At 74.2% G+C, this 16,361-nt stretch carries 13 protein-coding genes; 8 read left to right on the forward strand and 5 right to left on the reverse strand.

Annotated elements, in window-relative coordinates:
• The first annotated feature begins 58 nt into the window (after positions 1 to 58).
• On the forward strand, positions 59 to 1,546 hold the full coding sequence (locus LPU43_RS25335) for a serine/threonine-protein kinase (RefSeq protein WP_229403031.1): 1,488 nt from the start codon (positions 59 to 61) through the stop codon (positions 1,544 to 1,546).
• 24 nt (positions 1,547 to 1,570) lie between these two features.
• Here LPU43_RS25335 and LPU43_RS25340 read toward each other — a convergent pair whose 3' ends face one another.
• The 5 genes from LPU43_RS25340 to LPU43_RS25360 form a co-directional block, all read right to left on the reverse strand.
• Positions 1,571 to 2,629 carry a glycosyltransferase family 4 protein gene (locus tag LPU43_RS25340; protein WP_229403084.1) on the reverse strand — a complete coding sequence of 353 codons (1,059 nt, stop codon included), beginning with the start codon at positions 2,627 to 2,629 and terminating at the stop codon, positions 1,571 to 1,573.
• Positions 2,630 to 2,817: 188 nt separating this feature from the next.
• Positions 2,818 to 3,486 carry a BON domain-containing protein gene (locus LPU43_RS25345; protein WP_229403032.1) on the reverse strand — a complete coding sequence of 223 codons (669 nt, stop codon included), beginning with the start codon at positions 3,484 to 3,486 and terminating at the stop codon, positions 2,818 to 2,820.
• A gap of 254 nt (positions 3,487 to 3,740) precedes the next feature.
• Positions 3,741 to 5,297, reverse strand: coding sequence for a trypsin-like peptidase domain-containing protein (locus LPU43_RS25350; RefSeq protein WP_229403033.1), 1,557 nt, complete (start codon positions 5,295 to 5,297; stop codon positions 3,741 to 3,743).
• Positions 5,298 to 5,359: 62 nt separating this feature from the next.
• Entirely contained in the window at positions 5,360 to 6,910 is a 1,551-nt protein-coding gene (locus LPU43_RS25355; RefSeq protein ID WP_229403034.1) for a sensor histidine kinase, read from the reverse strand.
• Complete coding sequence (locus LPU43_RS25360) at positions 6,907 to 7,608, reverse strand: response regulator transcription factor (RefSeq protein WP_229403035.1); 702 nt, start codon at positions 7,606 to 7,608, stop codon at positions 6,907 to 6,909. The genes LPU43_RS25355 and LPU43_RS25360 overlap by 4 nt, the downstream gene beginning before the upstream one ends.
• Positions 7,609 to 7,731: 123 nt before the next feature.
• Here LPU43_RS25360 and LPU43_RS25365 point away from each other — a divergent pair, with 123 nt between their 5' ends.
• The 7 genes from LPU43_RS25365 to LPU43_RS25395 all read left to right on the forward strand — a co-directional run bounded on the left by LPU43_RS25365 (position 7,732) and on the right by LPU43_RS25395 (position 16,361).
• Positions 7,732 to 8,223 (forward strand): SRPBCC family protein, encoded by a 492-nt coding sequence (locus LPU43_RS25365; RefSeq protein WP_229403036.1) that lies wholly within the window; start codon positions 7,732 to 7,734, stop codon positions 8,221 to 8,223.
• Between the two features lie 106 nt (positions 8,224 to 8,329).
• The gene (locus LPU43_RS25370; protein ID WP_229403037.1) at positions 8,330 to 8,986 is read left to right on the forward strand and encodes a hotdog fold domain-containing protein; all 657 of its coding nucleotides are present in this window, start codon (positions 8,330 to 8,332) and stop codon (positions 8,984 to 8,986) included.
• A gap of 196 nt (positions 8,987 to 9,182) precedes the next feature.
• A complete protein-coding gene (locus LPU43_RS25375) occupies positions 9,183 to 10,118 on the forward strand; it encodes an ABC transporter ATP-binding protein (RefSeq protein ID WP_229403038.1) in 936 nt (311 codons plus the stop codon).
• The gene (locus tag LPU43_RS25380) at positions 10,115 to 10,939 is read left to right on the forward strand and encodes a DUF2705 family protein (RefSeq protein ID WP_229403039.1); all 825 of its coding nucleotides are present in this window, start codon (positions 10,115 to 10,117) and stop codon (positions 10,937 to 10,939) included. Before LPU43_RS25375 ends, LPU43_RS25380 begins: the two co-directional genes overlap by 4 nt.
• Positions 10,940 to 11,303: 364 nt before the next feature.
• Positions 11,304 to 15,053: a multifunctional oxoglutarate decarboxylase/oxoglutarate dehydrogenase thiamine pyrophosphate-binding subunit/dihydrolipoyllysine-residue succinyltransferase subunit gene (locus LPU43_RS25385; protein WP_229403040.1), complete on the forward strand. Its 3,750-nt coding sequence runs from the start codon at positions 11,304 to 11,306 to the stop codon at positions 15,051 to 15,053.
• A gap of 118 nt (positions 15,054 to 15,171) precedes the next feature.
• The gene (locus LPU43_RS25390; protein ID WP_229403041.1) at positions 15,172 to 15,351 is read left to right on the forward strand and encodes a DUF6104 family protein; all 180 of its coding nucleotides are present in this window, start codon (positions 15,172 to 15,174) and stop codon (positions 15,349 to 15,351) included.
• A 119-nt stretch (positions 15,352 to 15,470) separates the two neighbouring features.
• On the forward strand, positions 15,471 to 16,361 hold the full coding sequence (locus LPU43_RS25395) for a glycoside hydrolase family 6 protein (protein WP_229403085.1): 891 nt from the start codon (positions 15,471 to 15,473) through the stop codon (positions 16,359 to 16,361).

The raw sequence follows: 16,361 nt of genomic DNA on the forward strand, positions 1-16,361 counted from the left end.
CCCGACACATTCGCGCAACCCTATACGGCCCCGACCCACCAGGCAGGTGCGATCCGTGATGGCAACGCTGCACGCCGGCAGGCTGCTCGCCCGCAGGTACCGGCTCATCGACCAGATCGGCGCCGGGGGGATGTCGGTCATCTGGCGGGCCCGCGACGAGGTGCTCGACCGGGTCGTCGCGCTGAAGGTGCTCGCGCCGTCGCTGGCGGCGGACGCCCGGTTTCGGGACCTGGTGCGCGAGGAGGCGCGTTCCGCCGCCCAACTCGTCCACCCGCACGTGACCTCGGTGCACGACTACGGCGAGGCGCTCGCACCGGACGGCAGCATCACCTCGTTCGTGGTGATGGAGCTGCTCGACGGGGAGGAGCTGGAGTACCGGCTGAGCGGGGGCCCGCTGCCCTGGCCGGAGGCGGTGGAGGTCACCGCCCAGGTGGCCGAGGCGCTCACGGCGGCGCACCGGCTCGGCATCGTCCACCGGGACATCACCCCGGCCAACGTGATGATGACCCGGGTCGGCGCGAAGGTGCTGGACTTCGGCATCGCCACCCACGTCGGCGCGCCGGACGACGACGAGGACGGCGGCACCTTCGGCACGCCCGCGTACGTCGCGCCGGAGCGGCTCGACGGGGCACCGGCGCAGCCCGCCACCGACGTCTACTCCCTCGGGGTGCTGCTCTACGAGACGCTGACCGGGCGGGTGCCGTACCCGGCGGACACCTGGGAGCAGCTCGGGGCGGCGCTCGGCACCGGCGGGCCGCCCCCGCCGCTGGACGTGCCGGACCTGCCGACCGGGGTGGCCCGAACCTGCCTGCGCTGCCTGTCGCGCGACCCCCGGGCCCGGCCCACCGCGCAGCAGGTGGCCCTCGCGCTGCGCGACCAGCTCCTGCCCGCCGACCCGCAGGCCGCGACCATGCTCGCCCCGACGGTGACCCTGCCGTCGGTCGTCGTACCGCCGCAGCCCGGCCCCACGCCCGAGCCGGCCCCCGCTGCGGCCGGGCGGCGGCGCGCCCCTGCCCGCCGGCCGGTGGCCGTGGTCGCCGGGGGTGTCGTGGTGGTGGCCGCCGGGCTGGCGCTGCTCGCGCCCACGGTGATCCGCGACGCCGACCCGCCGCCACCCCGGGCCCTGCCCACCGAGCCGCCGTCGACGCCCGCCGCCACGCCCGCCCCCACGCCCGCCCCCACCCGGTCGACGCGCCCGCCGGCGGCGACGAGCGGGGCGCCCGCAGCGCCGCCCCGCCCCACCCCCTCGGCGGCCGGGACGACCGCGCCGCCGACGCCGGGCGGCAACCTGACCGAGGCGGCCGACCGGGTCGACGCGCTCATCGGCGCGGGGGTGGCCGACGGCGGCATCCGGCCCGACGTCGGCACCGACCTGCGCAACCTGCTGGGCCACGTCACCGCCGCGAGCGGCCGGGGCGACCTGACCGTGGCGGTGCGGCGGGCCCGGGACAAGGTCGCCGACCGGCGGCGGGAGGGCAGCATCACCCCCGCGTACGCCGGCCGGCTCGACGCCGCGTTCCAGCAGCTCGCCGCGGCCCGGGTCTGACCCGCGTCGGCCTTCGGCGGCAGCTCAGCGGGCCGGGACGGGGACCGGGCGGGGGCGGGCGAGGGCCACGGGCCCGCGCAGGTAGTCGCGGTAGACCGCCTCGTAGCCGCGCGCCATGGCGGCGGTGGAGAAGTTCTCCCGCACGTGCGCCACGCACTCCGCCGGGTCCAGCCGGTCGGCGCGCCGCAGCGCGCCCGGCAGCTCCTCGGGGCGGTCGCAGAGCAGCCCGGTCACGTCGGGGCGGACCAGTTCCGGCACCGCCCCCCGGCGCAGCGCCACCACCGGCGTGCCGGTCGCCATCGCCTCCAGGATCACCATGCCGAACGGCTCGTCCCACTGGAGCGGCATGATCAGGCACCGGGCGTCGACCAACAGCCGCAGGGCCGTGTCGCGGTCGGCGTTCAGCACCACCGTCACGTCCTCGCCGAGCATCGGCTCGACCGTCTGCGCGTAGTACCGGTGCTCGGCGGGCTCGTTGCACTTGCCGGCGAGGAGCAGCGGCAGGCCGGCCGCCCGGCAGGCGCGGATCGCCAGGTCCGGGCCCTTGTCCGGGCTGAACCGGGCCAGCCAGAGCACGGGGCCCCGCCCGGGACGGTCCTTGCGCGGGACGTCCCCGGTGGCGAGGGCGTTGTGCACGGTGCCGACCCACGGCAGCCCCGGGTTCAGGGCGCGCTGGGCGTGCGAGATGGCCACCAGCCCCACCCCGGTGTCGGTGTTGTCGAGCACGGTGCCGTACTCGCCGACCGGGTTGCCGTGGACGGTGGCCACGGTGGGCACCGCCCGGCGGCCGGCGACCAGCGGCCCGATCGTGGTGTGGTCGTGCACGAGGTCGAAGTCGTCCGGCCCGACGAGGCGGTCGACGTGGGCCAGGTGGGCCAGCTCCGGCAGCGACTCGCCGAGCCGCTCGTACTGGAGGTCCGGGCAGGTGGGGACGTAGCCGGCCCGGGTGCCGTGGTGGGGGCCGGCCCCGAAGAGCGTCACGGCGTGCCCCCGGTCAGCCAGCGCGTCGACCAGCCCGGCGACCACCTGCTCCAGGCCGCCGTAGCCGGGCGGCGGCACGGAGAGCCACGGCGGGACCACCATCGCGATCCGCAGCGGGCGCTCCCGTGAGGAGCCGGACGGCGGGTGGTACGCGACCACGAGTCCTCCCCGTCGCTCTCCCAGTGGGCGTGGCCTGCGGCGCTTTCCCGGCCGCGACCGGGGTCAAACGAAGGCGCCGCAACAACCGCCGCGAGGCGGGGCGGCGCTCACGCCACCACGGGCCGGGGCGCTCACGCCACCACGAGCCGGTCGTCCACGACCCGTACGCCGGGGGCGGACCAGGCGATCCGTTCCGCCTCGTCCCTTTCCCACCAGGTGCCGACCGTGCCGGTGAGCACGACGGTGTCGCCGCGCACCAGCGCCACCACCCGGTCGGTGCGCAGCACGCGGGACAGGGCGCGCTGCACCTCGCGGCGGGCGCGCTCCCCCGAGGGCGAGCGCGCGGGCCGGACCTCGACGAGGTTGGTCACCCCGCGCGCGCCGCGCAGCCGCCGCAGCTCCCGCTCGGCGGTGCGCCGCTGCCAGCCGAACTCCACCTCGCCGCGCAGCACCAGCCATCCGTTGGCGGCGGTGACGTCGAGCCGCTCGGCGGGCACGAAGCTGTCCCACTCCAGCGCCCGCGCGGCGGCGAGGGCCAGGTCGGAGTCGGTCGGCCCGGGGACGTCGGCGGGGCGTACCTCGATGTCGTCGGCGACGGCCCGGACGCCCCGGACCCGCTGCGCGCACCGCACGGCCGCCCAGCGCTGGGCATAGCTGTCCACCCAGCCGGTGAGGGTGACCACGCCGTGCAGCACGCCCACCCCCACCACGGTCGACGGGACCTGCGGGTCCCAGGCCAGCTCGGCGAGCACGTCGCGCTGGATGCCCGGATCGGTCCGGGCGCTCGTCGCCGTTGTCATGGCACCCCTCCCCGTGGTGGCCGCTGCCGTGGTCGAGGGTGCCCGGCACGGGGGTGAGGGCGGCTCACCCGGGCCGGGCGAGCGCCCCGGCGGACGGCGGAGCGCGGGCAGATCGGCGGAGCGCGGGCAGATCGGCGGAGCGCGGAGCGGGGAGAAGCGGCGGGCCCGGAGCGGGAGAAAGGCGGCGGGCGACGAAGCCAACCCCCTTGGCTCCGCCACCCGCCGCCTTCGTGGGAGGCAGGTCTGTGTCGCGACTACGACGTCTCGGCGAGCGTCACGGTCGCCGTCGCCGGTGCGCCGTTGCGCTGGTACCGCACCTCGACGCGGTCGCCCACCTTGCCGGCCTGCACGGCGCCGACGAGGTCGTTGGAGTCGTTGACGACCGTGTCGCCGAACTTGGTGATCACGTCGCCGCGCTGGAGGCCGGCCTTCTCGGCGGCGCTGCCCGGGGTGACGGTCGCGACCACCGCGCCGCCGTCCTCGGCCGGGCTGACGCTCACCCCGAGGGACGGGTGGCTGACCTTCTCGCCGCGCTGGAGCTTGCCGGCCACGTCCTTGGCCTTGTTGCTCGGGATGGCGAACCCGACACCGATGTTGCCGGTGCTCTGCCCGGAGGTGGCGATGGCGGTGTTGATGCCGATCACCTCGCCCCGCGTGTTGACCAGCGCGCCGCCGGAGTTGCCCGGGTTGATCGGGGCGTCGGTCTGGAGCAGGCCGGCGATCGAGCTGACGCCCTGGTTCGGGTCGCGCTGCTGGTTCTGCCCGGCCTGGATGGTGCGGTCCCGGGCGCTGAGGATGCCGGCGGTGACCGAGCCCTGGAGACCGAGCGGGCTGCCCAGGGCGAGCACCTGGTCGCCGACCTGCATCGCGTCGCTGTCGCCGAACCTGGCCGCCTTCAGGCCGCTGACCCCGTCGGCCTTCACCACTGCCAGGTCGGTCTTCGGGTCGGTGCCAACGACCTTCGCCTGGGCGGACTTGCCGTCGGCGAAGATCACCCTGGTGGATCCCCCGTCGGCCGAGGCGACCACGTGGTTGTTGGTCAGCACGTAGCCGTCGGCGCTGAGGATGACCCCGGAGCCCTCGCCGCTGCCGGTGCTGATCGAGACCACGCTGTCCTGCACGGAGGCGGCGATCTTCGGCAGGTCGGCGCTGTTGATCACCGGCGCGGCCGAGTAGGTGCGGGTGACGCCGCCCGGACGGCCGTCGACGGCGAGCGCGAGCGCGCCGCCGGCCACGCCGGAGCCGAGCATCAGGGCGAACACGGCGACGCCCGCGCCGGCCAGCTTGGCGATGCGGCTCGGCTTCGGGGCGGCCTGCGCCCAGGCGGGCACCGGCTGGCCGGGGTACTGCGGCGGCGGCACCGGGCCGCCCGGGTAACCGGGCGCGCCGGCGTGCGGGGCGTACCCGGGGGTGCTGGTCGTGGTCGGCCCGTGCTGGCCCCCCGCGGCCCAGCCGGACTGGTGGCCGGGCTGCCAGGGGCTGTTCGGGTACTGCCCGGCCGGCTGCTGCTGCCCCGGGTACGGGTGGTGCGCGGCGGCGGGGGCGCCGTACGGCTGCTGTCCCGGCACGCCGGGCGCGGAGACGGGGGCGGCGGGCGCGGAGACGGGGGCGGCGGGGCCGGAAACCGGGGCGGGCTGGGCGGCGGGTTCACCGGCGGGGGCGACGGGGCCGCTCGGCGCGGCGGCGGTGGGCCCGCCGGACGGGGAGTCGGAGAGCCCGGGCGCCACGCCGGACGGCTCGGCGGTGGGATACGACGGCTCGGCGTCGGAGGGCGCCTGCCGCCGCTGCGGGTCGGTCTCGTGCTCGGTCATGCATCCACCTTCTCTCCGGCCACTGCGACCAGCCTGGATTCAACCTGGGCGTTTCCTGAAAGTCACTCCCCGGTGTCGTGGTCGGTGTCGGGGACCAGGGGCAGGCGCACCCGGAAGGTCGCTCCCCCGCCCGGGGTGTCGCCGACCTCCACGCTGCCGTGGTGCGCGGCGACCAGCGCGGCGACGATGGCCAGGCCCAGCCCCGTCCCGGTGACGCCGCCGGCCCGCCGGGTACGCGCGGCGTCGGCACGGTAGAAGCGCTCGAACACCCGCTCGGCCTGTTCCGGGGAGAGCCCGGGGCCGGTGTCGGCGACCTCGACCACCGCCAGGTTGCCCGGCTCGGTGCGCAGCCGCAGGGTCACGGAGGCGTCCGGCGGGGTGTGCGTGAGCGCGTTGGTCATCAGGTTGCCGATCACCTGGCGCAGCCGGGCGTCGTCGCCGAGCACCACCAGCGGCCCGGAGCCGGGCTCGATCTCCAGGTCGATCCGGCGCTCGGGGGCCACCACCCGGGCGGCCTGCACGGCGTCGCCGGCCAGCAGCGGCAGCTCCACCGGGGCGAGCGACAACGGCCGCTCCCGGTCCAGCCGCGCGAGCAGCAGCAGGTCCTCCACCAGCAGCCCCATCCGGGCGGCCTCGTCCTCGATGCGGCGCAGCAGGCCGGCGGTCTCCTCGGGGGCCCGGGCGGCGCCCTGCCGGTAGAGCTCGGCGAAGCCGCGGATCGTGGTCAGCGGGGTGCGCAGCTCGTGCGACGCGTCGGCGACGAACTGCCGCATCCGCTCCTCCGAGCGCCGGGCGCGGGCCTCGGACGCCTGGGCGGCGGCGGCCGCGTCCCGGGCGCCGGCCTCGGCCGAGCGGGCGGCGATCTCCGAGGCGGCGCGGGCGGTGAAGGCGGCCTCGATCTGGGCCAGCATCGTGTTCAGCGCCCGCGACAGCCGCCCCAGCTCCGAGGTGGGGCAGGCCCGTCCCCCCTCCGGATCGGGCACCCGCCGGGTCAGGTCGCCCCCGGCGATGGCGGCGGCGGTGCGCTCGATCTCCACCAGCGGTTTGAGGCTGGTCCGCACGATCGCCGCGCCGATGGAGGCGAGCAGGATCAGCACCGCCCCGCCGACCAGGAGGTCTATCCAGACCAACCGCTTGACGGCCGAGTCGACGTCGGTGAGGTTCTGCGCGATGGCGACCATCTGCCCGTTGGGCAGCTCGGCGTAGAGGATGCGCCAGCGCATCGCGCTGTCGCGGGCGCGGACCGTGCGGGGCTCGCCGGCCAGCTCGGCGAAGCCCTGCACGGTGTTGGGCCAGGGCGGCAGGTCCTGGACGTGGAACCGGGACCTGTCGTACACGTAGTAGATCCGGCCGGTGTTCACGTCGGGTATGACGACCAGATAGTCGGTCGGGATGGACGGATCGGTGGAGGTCACCACGAACGCATCGGTGTTGCTCACCGAGGAGCGCAGCTCGCCGTCGACCTGCGCGACCAGGTAGTTGCGCAGGAAGTACGTGGTCAGCGAGCTGATAACCAACAGCGCGACGGCGACCAGCGTGAGCACGGCCGCGACCAGCTTCACCCGCAGCGGTACGCTCCGTAGCCTCCCCTTCGCCTGGGCGACGGCGTTCACGCCACCGGCTTGCGCAGCACGTACCCGACGCCCCGCAGGGTGTGGATCAGCCGGGGCTGGGTGTTGTCGACCTTGCGGCGCAGGTACGAGATGTACGACTCGACGATGTTGTCGTCGCCGCGGAAGTCGTAGTTCCAGACGTGGTCGAGGATCTGCGCCTTGGACAGCACCCGGTTGGCGTTGAGCATCAGGTAGCGCAGCAGCTTGAACTCGGTCGGCGAGAGCTGCACCCGCTGCCCGGCCCGGTGCACCTCGTGGGTCTCCTCGTCCAGCTCCAGGTCCGCGAAGGTGAGGCGGGACGGGGCCTGCTCGCCGCTGGCCGTGCGGCGCAGCACGGCGCGGATTCGGGCGGTCAACTCCTCCAGGCTGAACGGCTTGGTGACGTAGTCGTCGCCGCCCAGGGTCAGCCCGCGGATCTTGTCGTCGGTGGCGTCCCGGGCGGTCAGGAAGACCACCGGGGTGCGGGTGCCGCCCTCGCGGAGCATCCGGATGACCTCGAACCCGTCGAGGTCGGGCAGCATCACGTCGAGCACCACCAGGTCGGGGCGGTGGTCCTTGGCGGCGCTCAGCGCGGCGCTCCCGCTGGTCGCGGTGGCCACGTCGAAGCCGGCGAAACGGAGGCTCGCGGAGAGCAGTTCGAGGATGTTGGGATCGTCCTCGACGACGAGCAGTCGCGCCTCGGTCTGGGTAGCGGCCATGCCGCCCATCATCCGCGACGCGGCTGCGTCCGTGCTGGGCACTCGCTGCAAGAATCCTGTGAGGCGACTGCTGGAAGGGACGACTACCCTCTGCTTCCACCAGCAGCGACCCAAGGGGATTCGATGGTCCGCAACATCCACGAGCGGCAGCTCGCGGCGCCGCCCGCAGCCGTGGGCGCGTTGATCGACTCCCTGGCCACGCCCGACGACCGGCTGTGGCCGCGTGGGCAGTGGCCGGCCATGCGCTTCGACCGCCCGCTCGGCGTCGGGGCCCGCGGCGGGCACGGGCCGATCGGTTACACCGTCGTCGCGTACGAGCCGGGGCGACGGGTCCGCTTCGAGTTCCGTGCGCCGGCGGGCTTCCACGGCTACCACGAGTACGAGGTGCTGCCGGGCGCCGACCAGGGCTGCCTGCTGCGGCACTCCCTCGTCATGACCACGGGGTGGCCGGCGTGGGTGAGCTGGCCGGCGGTCTACCGCCCGCTGCACGACGCCCTGATCGAGGACAGCCTGGACACGGCGGCCCACCATCTGGGGCTGGCGGCGGTCCCGTCGCACCGCTGGTCCCGGTGGGTCCGCGCCCTCCGGTCGCTGATCCGCCGACGGCGGCCCTGACGGCGGTGCCCGTGCACTGACGGCGGTGCCCGTGCCGGGCCGGCGGCGTGCGAGGCTGCCGGGGCGCGCCGGCCCCGGGGTCGGGCGTCGTCGCCGGAGGTGTCTGATGATCATCGAATCGCGTTTCCACGGGCCGCCCGGCTCGGGCAACGGCGGCTGGAGCGCGGGGCTCTTCGCCGCCGGGTCCGGCGCCCCGGGGCCGGTGGAGGTGACCCTGCGTCGCCCGCCCCCGCTGGAGACTCCGCTCACCCTCACCGACGGGGAGGTCCGCGACCCGCAGGGCCTCGTCGTCGCCCAGGTCCGCCCCACGGGGGACCTCGGGGCGGCGGTGCCGCCGGTCGGCCTGCCGGCCGCGCGGGCCGCCTCGGCGGCGTACCCCGGGCTGGTCGACCATCCCTTCCCCGGCTGTTACGTCTGCGGGCCGGACCGGGTCGACGGGCTGCGGATCTTCCCCGGCCCGCTGCCGGACGGTCGGACCGCCGCCCCGTTCACCGCCCCGGCCGGGGTGGGCACCGCCACGGTCTGGGCGGCGCTGGACTGCCCCGGCGGTTGGGCCGTGATCGGCCCGGGTCGCCCGTACGTGCTCGGCCGGATCGCCGTCGCGGTCGACGCCCTGCCGGCCCCCGGCGACGAGTGCGTGGTGACCGGGGTGGCGGACGGGGTCGAGGGGCGCAAGGCGCGGGTCCGCACCGCCCTCTACGGGCCCGACGGCCGGCTGCTGGGCCGGGCCGACGCGACCTGGATCGCCCTACCGAAGCCGTGATCACGCAATCACAGAAGGTAAGCAGAAGGGTGGCCCCTCGTACCTGGGGATGACCCCCTCCTGCCCGAGGCGGAGGCCCGTCTAGGTGCCCCGCCTGATTGACCTGGTTGCGCGGCCTTGCCACGCTGTGTGACGGCGCATCCGCAACGCGCCGCACACGTCGGCGCGCGCCTGCGCCGCGCACGGGAGGAGAACGATGTCTGACGGGCAGCGAAGCCCCACCAGCAACGGTCAGATCGTGGTGTCAGGTCTGACGAAGCAGTACAAGAGCGTGCGGGCGGTCGACAACCTGTCCTTCACCGTCGCGCCGGGGCGGGTGACGGGCTTCCTGGGCCCGAACGGCGCCGGCAAGACCACCACCCTGCGCATGTTGCTGAACCTGGTCACCCCGAGCGGGGGCAGCGCGACCATCGGCGGGCACCGGTACGCCGACCTGACCGACCCGCTGCGCCACGTCGGCGCGGTGCTGGAGGCGTCGAGCGCGCACAAGGGCCGCACCGGGATCAACCACCTGCGGGTGATCTGCGCCGCGGCCGGGCTGCCGAAGCAGCGGGCCGAGGAGGCGCTGGCCCTGGTCGGGCTGACCCCGGCGGCGAAGCGCAAGTTCAAGGGCTACTCGCTGGGCATGAAGCAGCGGCTCGGCATCGCCGCCGCGATGCTCGGCGACCCCCGGGTGCTGATCCTCGACGAGCCGGCCAACGGCCTCGACCCCGAGGGCATCCGGTGGATGCGCGGCTTCCTCAAGGGCCTGGCCCACGAGGGCCGCACGGTGCTGGTCTCCAGCCACCTGCTGTCGGAGATGCAGCTCCTCGCCGACGACGTGGTGATCATCGCGGCCGGCAAGCTGGTCCGGCAGGGGCCGGTGGACCAGGTGCTCGGCTCGATGGCGCAGAGCGGCCGGGTGCGGGTGCGCACCCCGCAGGCCGAGGAGCTGGTGGCGGTGCTGCGCGAGCAGTCGGCGACGGTGGAGACCGACGAGCACGGCGTGCTGCTGGTCAGCGGGGCGGACGCCTCGACCATCGGCCGGGCCGCCCTGGCCGCGAAGGTGGAACTGCACGAACTGACCCCGGAGCGACCCGACCTGGAACGGGTCTTCCTGGAGCTGACGGCCGGGAAGGCGGGCATCCGATGAACCTCGTCCGATCCGAGCTGCTCAAGATCCGCAGCACCAACACCTGGTGGGTCTTCGGGCTCATCTCGCTGCCGCTGTGGGTGCTCACCCTGCTGTTCAACTGGTTGCAGACCGACGCGATGTCCGGCCTCGAATCCGGGGACGTGCCGGCCGATCAGGCCGCCCAGTTCGAGGCCCTGCAGCAGGCGGACAGCCTGGCCGCCAACATCTACACCAACGGCCAGTTCTTCGGGCTGCTCATCGTGATGCTGCTCGGCATCATCGTGGTGACCAGCGAGTTCTTCCACCAGACCGTGACCACCACGTTCCTCACCGTGCCGCACCGCACCGCGGTGATGACGGCGAAGCTGATCGCCGCGGCCATCCTCGCGATGGTCTTCTGGCTGGTCACCACCGCGCTCAACCTGGTGTTCGGGCCGCTGGTCCTCAACGCCTCGGACGTCCCCCTCCAGCTCGACAGCGGCGGGGTCTGGCGGGCGATCGGGCTCAACGCGCTGGCGTACCTGCTCTGGTCGGTGCTGGGCGTGGGCATCGGCGTGCTGATCCGCAGCCAGATCGGCGCGACGGTGACCGGCATCCTGCTCTACCTGGGCGGGTCGATCGGGGCCGTCGCCGTGCTCAGCATCCTGGCGTCCCGCTACGGGGACTGGATCAACAACCTCCAGCTGGTGGTGCCGTCGCTGGCGTCGTCGCTGATGGTCAGCGGCACCGAGATCCCCGGCAGCCCGCCGCAGTGGGCGGGGGCGGCCGTGCTGATCGGGTACGCCGTGGTGGCCGGCGTGATCGGCACGCTCACCATCCGGCGGCGCGACATCTCCTGACCGGTCCCGGCCCGGCGTCCCGGCCCCGTGGCGGCGATCGTCGATCGCCCGCTGCGGGGCCGGCGCCGTTCCGTGCCCCGCCCGGCCGCCGTCTCCCGTGCCGGCCGGTGCCCGTCTCCCCGCCGGCCGGTGCCGCATGGTCGCCGCCGGGCCGGTGCCCCGGGCGCCACGCGGGGTGGACGGGGCGCGCGGTGCGCAGCGGATTCGTGGAATCTTTCTGTGAAACGGGCCACGCGCCGGAGGCGGAAATGCTTAGCGTATTCCTACGGCGTAGCCTGGGAGCCGTCTCCCGTCCACCCGCGCGTCGGGCGGCGGCGGACACCGCGTGACACACAAACCCGCGTGAAAGAGGCGATTACCGGCCGTGTCGACCCAGCAGACTTCGCAGGAGAACCCACTGGCGGGTTTCGGCCCGAACGAATGGATCGTCGAGGAGATGTACCAGCGGTACCTCGCCGACCCGAGCAGCGTCGATTCGGCATGGCACGACTTCTTCGCCGACTACCGCCCGGCGCCCGGCGCCGCCACGCCACGGCCGGACGGCAAGGCCGCCAAGGCCACCCCGGCCGCGCCGGAGCCGGCCGGGCAGCAGGAGGCCGCCGCCACCGTCGCGCCGGCCGCGAAGGCCGAGCCGGCCGCGGCGAAGAAGCCCACGCCGAAGGCGGAGCCCGCCCCCACGAAGCCCGCCGCGCCCGCCAAGGCCGCCCCGGCGAAGTCCGCGCCCGCCGCGAAGGCCGCCCCCGCGAAGCCGGCCGCCGCCGGCCCGCAGACCAGCCCGCTGCGCGGCGTCGCCGCGAAGATCGTCCAGAACATGGACGCCTCGCTGGCCGTGCCGACCGCGACGAGCGTGCGCGCCGTCCCGGCCAAGCTGCTGGTCGACAACCGCATCGTGATCAACAACCACCTCGCCCGGGGGCGGGGTGGCAAGGTCAGCTTCACCCACCTGATCGGGTACGCGATGGTCCGGGCGCTGGTCGAGCACCCGGAGATGAACAACTCCTTCGCGGTGACCGACGGCAAGCCGACCCTGGTCCGCCCCGAGCACGTCAACCTGGGCATCGCGATCGACCTGGCCAAGCCCGACGGCACCCGCAACCTGGTGGTCCCGTCCATCAAGGGCTGCGAGACGATGGACTTCCGGCAGTTCTGGCAGGCGTACGAGGACGTGGTCCGGCGCGCCCGCCGCAACGAGCTGACGATGGACGACTACTCCGGCACCACGATCTCGCTGACCAACCCGGGCGGCATCGGCACGGTGCACTCGATCCCGCGCCTGATGACCGGCCAGAGCGCCATCATCGGCGTCGGGGCGATGGAGTACCCGGCGCCGTACCAGGGGATGAGCGAGGCCACCCTCGCGGACCTGGCCGTCAGCAAGATCATCACCCTGACCAGCACGTACGACCACCGGATCATCCAGGGCGCGCAGTCCGGCGAGTTCCTCAAGGTCATGCACGAGCTGCTCCTGGGCGAGCGCGGCTTCTACGACCAGATCTTCACCTCCCTACGCATCCCGTACGAGCCGGTGCGCTGGATGCAGGACGTGGCCGTCAACTCCGAGGGCCAGATCAACAAGACCGCGCGGGTGCACGAGCTGATCCACGCCTACCGGGTGCGCGGGCACCTGATGGCCGACACCGACCCGCTCGAGTTCACCATCCGCAAGCACCCGGACCTGGACGTCCTCCAGCACGGGCTGACCCTGTGGGACCTCGACCGGGTCTTCCCGGTCAACGGCTTCGCCGGCAAGCAGCGGATGAAGCTGCGCCAGATCCTCGGCGTGCTGCGCGACTCGTACTGCCGCCGCGTCGGCGTGGAGTACATGCACATCCAGGACCCGGAGGAGCGGCGCTGGATCCAGGAGCGGATCGAGCGCAAGTACGAGAAGCCCAGCTCCGACGAGCAGAAGCACGTGCTCAACCGGCTCAACGCCGCCGAGGCGTTCGAGACCTTCCTGCAGACCAAGTACGTCGGCCAGAAGCGCTTCTCGCTGGAGGGCGGCGAGTCGCTGATCCCGCTGCTCGGCGAGGTGCTGGAGTCCTCCGCCGAGGCGGGGCTCGACGAGGTCGTCATCGGCATGGCCCACCGGGGCCGGCTCAACGTGCTCGCCAACATCGTCGGCAAGCCGTACGAGAAGATCTTCTCCGAGTTCGAGGGGCACCTCGACCCGCGCTCCACGCAGGGCTCGGGCGACGTGAAGTACCACCTCGGCCAGAACGGCAAGTTCACCACCCCGGACGGCGAGCACGCCGTCAAGGTGTCGGTGGTGGCGAACCCGTCGCACCTGGAGGCCGTCGACCCGGTGCTGGAGGGCATAGTCCGCGCCAAGCAGGACCGGATCGACCTCAAGCTCGAGGGGTACACGGTGCTGCCGCTGCTGGTGCACGGCGACGCCGCCTTCGCCGGCCAGGGCGTGGTCGCCGAGACGCTCAACCTGTCCCAGCTCCGCGGCTACCGCACCGGCGGCACGGTGCACGTGGTGATCAACAACCAGGTCGGCTTCACCACCGCCCCGGAGCACTCCCGGTCCAGCCTCTACAGCACCGACGTGGCCCGGATGATCCAGGCGCCGATCTTCCACGTCAACGGCGACGACCCCGAGGCCGTGGTCCGGGTCGCCCGGCTGGCGTTCGAGTACCGGCAGGCGTTCAACAAGGACGTCGTGATCGACATGGTCTGCTACCGCCGGCGCGGGCACAACGAGGGCGACGACCCGTCGATGTCCAACCCGCAGATGTACCAGATCATCGACTCGAAGCGCTCGGTCCGCAAGCTCTACACCGAGGAGCTGATCGGCCGGGGCGACATCACGGTGGAGGACGCGGAGGAGCTGCTGCGCGACTACCAGGCCCAGCTCGAACGGGTCTTCAAGGCCACCCGGGACGCCGCCTCCGCGCCGAAGCAGTCGGCCCGGCAGCGCCGCGAGGAGGAGCCGGAGCCGCAGGTCGAGACCGCCACCACCGCCGAGGTCGTCCGGGCCATCGGCGAGGCGCACACCGACCTGCCCGAGGGCTTCACCCCGCACAAGCGCATCCAGCAGCTCCTCGACCGGCGGGCCAGGATGTCCACCGAGGGCAACATCGACTGGGGCTACGGCGAGATCCTCGCCTTCGGCGCGCTGCTGCACGACGGGGTGACCGTCCGCCTCGCCGGGCAGGACTCCCGGCGCGGCACGTTCGTGCAGCGGCACGCCTCGGTGGTCGACGCCAAGACCGGCGACGACTTCCTGCCGCTTCAGTCGCTCACCGCCGACGGCGAGCGGTCGCGCTTCTTCGTGCACGACTCCCTGCTCAGCGAGTACGCGGCGATGGGCTTCGAGTACGGCTACTCGGTGGAGAACATCGACGCGCTGGTCTGCTGGGAGGCCCAGTTCGGCGACTTCGTCAACGGCTCCCAGTCGGTGATCGACGAGTTCATCTCCTCGGGCGAGGTGAAGTGGGGCCAGCGCTCGGCGGTGACGCTGCTGCTGCCGCACGGCCACGAGGGTCAGGGCCCGGACCACACGTCCGGCCGCCCGGAGCGGTTCCTCCAGCTCTGCGCCGAGGACAACATGCGGGTGGCCATCCCGACCACCCCGGCGAACTACTTCCACCTGCTGCGCCGCCAGGCCCTGTCGCCGAAGCGCAAGCCGCTGGTGGTGTTCACGCCGAAGTCTCTGCTGCGGCACAAGCTCTGCGTCTCCGACGTGGAGGACTTCACCACCGGCACCTTCTCCCCCGTGCTGGCCGACACCGGCGCTCCGGCCCCGGAGCAGGTCAAGCGGGTGCTGCTCTGCTCGGGCAAGGTCTACTACGACCTCTTCCAGGCCCGGGCCGAGCGGGGCGTCACCGACACCGCGATCCTCCGGGTGGAGCAGCTCTACCCGCTGCCGGTCGAGGAGATCCGGGCCGCCCTGGGGCGGTACCCGAACGCCGAGGACTACGCCTGGGTGCAGGAGGAGCCGGCCAACCAGGGCGCGTGGAGCTTCGTCGCGCTCAACCTGCTGGAGCACCTCAGCGAGATCCGGCTGCGTCGCATCTCCCGCCCGGCCGCCGCCGCCCCGGCGGTGGGCTCGGCGAAGATGCACGAGGCCGAGCAGAACGCGCTCATCGAGGCGGCCCTCCCCCGCCCGTGACCTGACCGCGCCGACGCGCACCGGGGCAGCGGCCGTCACCACGACGGCCGCTGCCCCGCTCGCGTCGGCGGGCCACCGCCCGGCCACCCCGGCCGGGCCGACGAATGAGGACGTACGGATGTACTTCACCGATCGCGGGATCGAGGAGCTGGTCCAGCGCCGGGGCGACGAGTCGGTCAGCGTGGAGTGGCTCGGCGAGCGGCTACGCGACTTCGTGGACCTGAACCCGGAGTTCGAGACGCCGATCGAGCGGTTCGCCACCTGGCTGGCCCGCCTCGACGACGAGGACGAGGACTGAGCCTCCGAAGGGCCTGGACGGCGGCCGGCATCGCCCTGGCGCTGCTGCTCGCCGGCTGCGACGCCGACCCCGCGCCCCGGGCCGGGCCGGTCGGCGACGACGGGGCCGCGCCGTCGGCCCTGCCGCCCGTCTTCTACGTCGATCCGGCGAACCCGGCCGGCGCGCAGGCGGACCGCTGGGCTGCGCAGGGGCGCACCGCCGACGCCGAGGCGCTGCGCGCGATCGCCGGTCGCCCGAGCGCGAAGTGGCTGACCGGCAACCCGGGGGTCCGCGCCGAGGTGGACGCCTTCCTCACCGCTGCGGCCGTCGCCGGGCAGACGCCGGTGCTGGTGGCGCACAACCTCCCGGGCCGCGACTGCGCCCGGCGTGGGGCCGGGGGTGCCGGGGACGCGGCGGACTACCAGCGCTGGATCCGGGACCTGGCGGCCGGGGTGGCCGGCCGGCCGGTCACCGTGGTCCTCGAACCCGGCGCGGTCGCGGACGCCGTCGCCGGCTGCGTGCCCGACGTCGCCGGCCGGCTCGCGCTGCTGCGGGACGCGGTGGCCGTGCTGGGCAGCACCGACGGCGCCCGGGTGTACCTCGACGCCGGGCATCCCGGCTGGATCACCGACGTCGACCGGCTCGCCGTGGCGCTGCGCCGGGCCGGGATCGCCGACGCGGCCGGCTTCGCCCTCAACGTGGCGAACTTCGTCGGCACCGAGGAGAACGTCCGCTACGGTCATCGACTCTCCGACGCGCTCGGCGGGGCGACCCGGTTCGTCGTCGACACCAGCCGCAACGGCAACGGCCCGCACCCGGGCCGCACCGTGGGCGGCGCGCCGAGCTGGTGCAACCCGCCGGGCCGGGCGCTCGGCGAGGAGCCCACGGCCGACCCCGGCCCGGACCGGGTGGACGCCCTGCTCTGGGTCAAGTTCCCCGGCGAGTCCGACGACGCCTGCCGGCCCGGCGAGCCGGACAGCGGCGTCTGGTGGCCCGAGTACGCCCTCGACCTGGCCCGCCGAGCCCGCTGA

It is taken from the genome of Micromonospora okii (genome assembly GCF_020884795.1).
Lineage (GTDB): Bacteria > Actinomycetota > Actinomycetes > Mycobacteriales > Micromonosporaceae > Micromonospora > Micromonospora okii.

Excerpts from the sequence above, each read along its gene's own strand:
- LPU43_RS25335 (WP_229403031.1), top strand. The coding sequence starts at position 59 with ATGGCAACGCTGCACGCCGGCAGGCTGCTCGCCCGCAGGTACCGGCTC.
- LPU43_RS25340 (WP_229403084.1), bottom strand. The coding sequence starts at position 2,629 with ATGGTGGTCCCGCCGTGGCTCTCCGTGCCGCCGCCCGGCTACGGCGGC.
- LPU43_RS25345 (WP_229403032.1), bottom strand. The coding sequence starts at position 3,486 with ATGACAACGGCGACGAGCGCCCGGACCGATCCGGGCATCCAGCGCGAC.
- LPU43_RS25350 (WP_229403033.1), bottom strand. The coding sequence starts at position 5,297 with ATGACCGAGCACGAGACCGACCCGCAGCGGCGGCAGGCGCCCTCCGAC.
- LPU43_RS25360 (WP_229403035.1), bottom strand. The coding sequence starts at position 7,608 with ATGGCCGCTACCCAGACCGAGGCGCGACTGCTCGTCGTCGAGGACGAT.
- LPU43_RS25365 (WP_229403036.1), top strand. The coding sequence starts at position 7,732 with ATGGTCCGCAACATCCACGAGCGGCAGCTCGCGGCGCCGCCCGCAGCC.
- LPU43_RS25370 (WP_229403037.1), top strand. The coding sequence starts at position 8,330 with ATGATCATCGAATCGCGTTTCCACGGGCCGCCCGGCTCGGGCAACGGC.
- LPU43_RS25375 (WP_229403038.1), top strand. The coding sequence starts at position 9,183 with ATGTCTGACGGGCAGCGAAGCCCCACCAGCAACGGTCAGATCGTGGTG.
- LPU43_RS25380 (WP_229403039.1), top strand. The coding sequence starts at position 10,115 with ATGAACCTCGTCCGATCCGAGCTGCTCAAGATCCGCAGCACCAACACC.
- LPU43_RS25390 (WP_229403041.1), top strand. The coding sequence starts at position 15,172 with ATGTACTTCACCGATCGCGGGATCGAGGAGCTGGTCCAGCGCCGGGGC.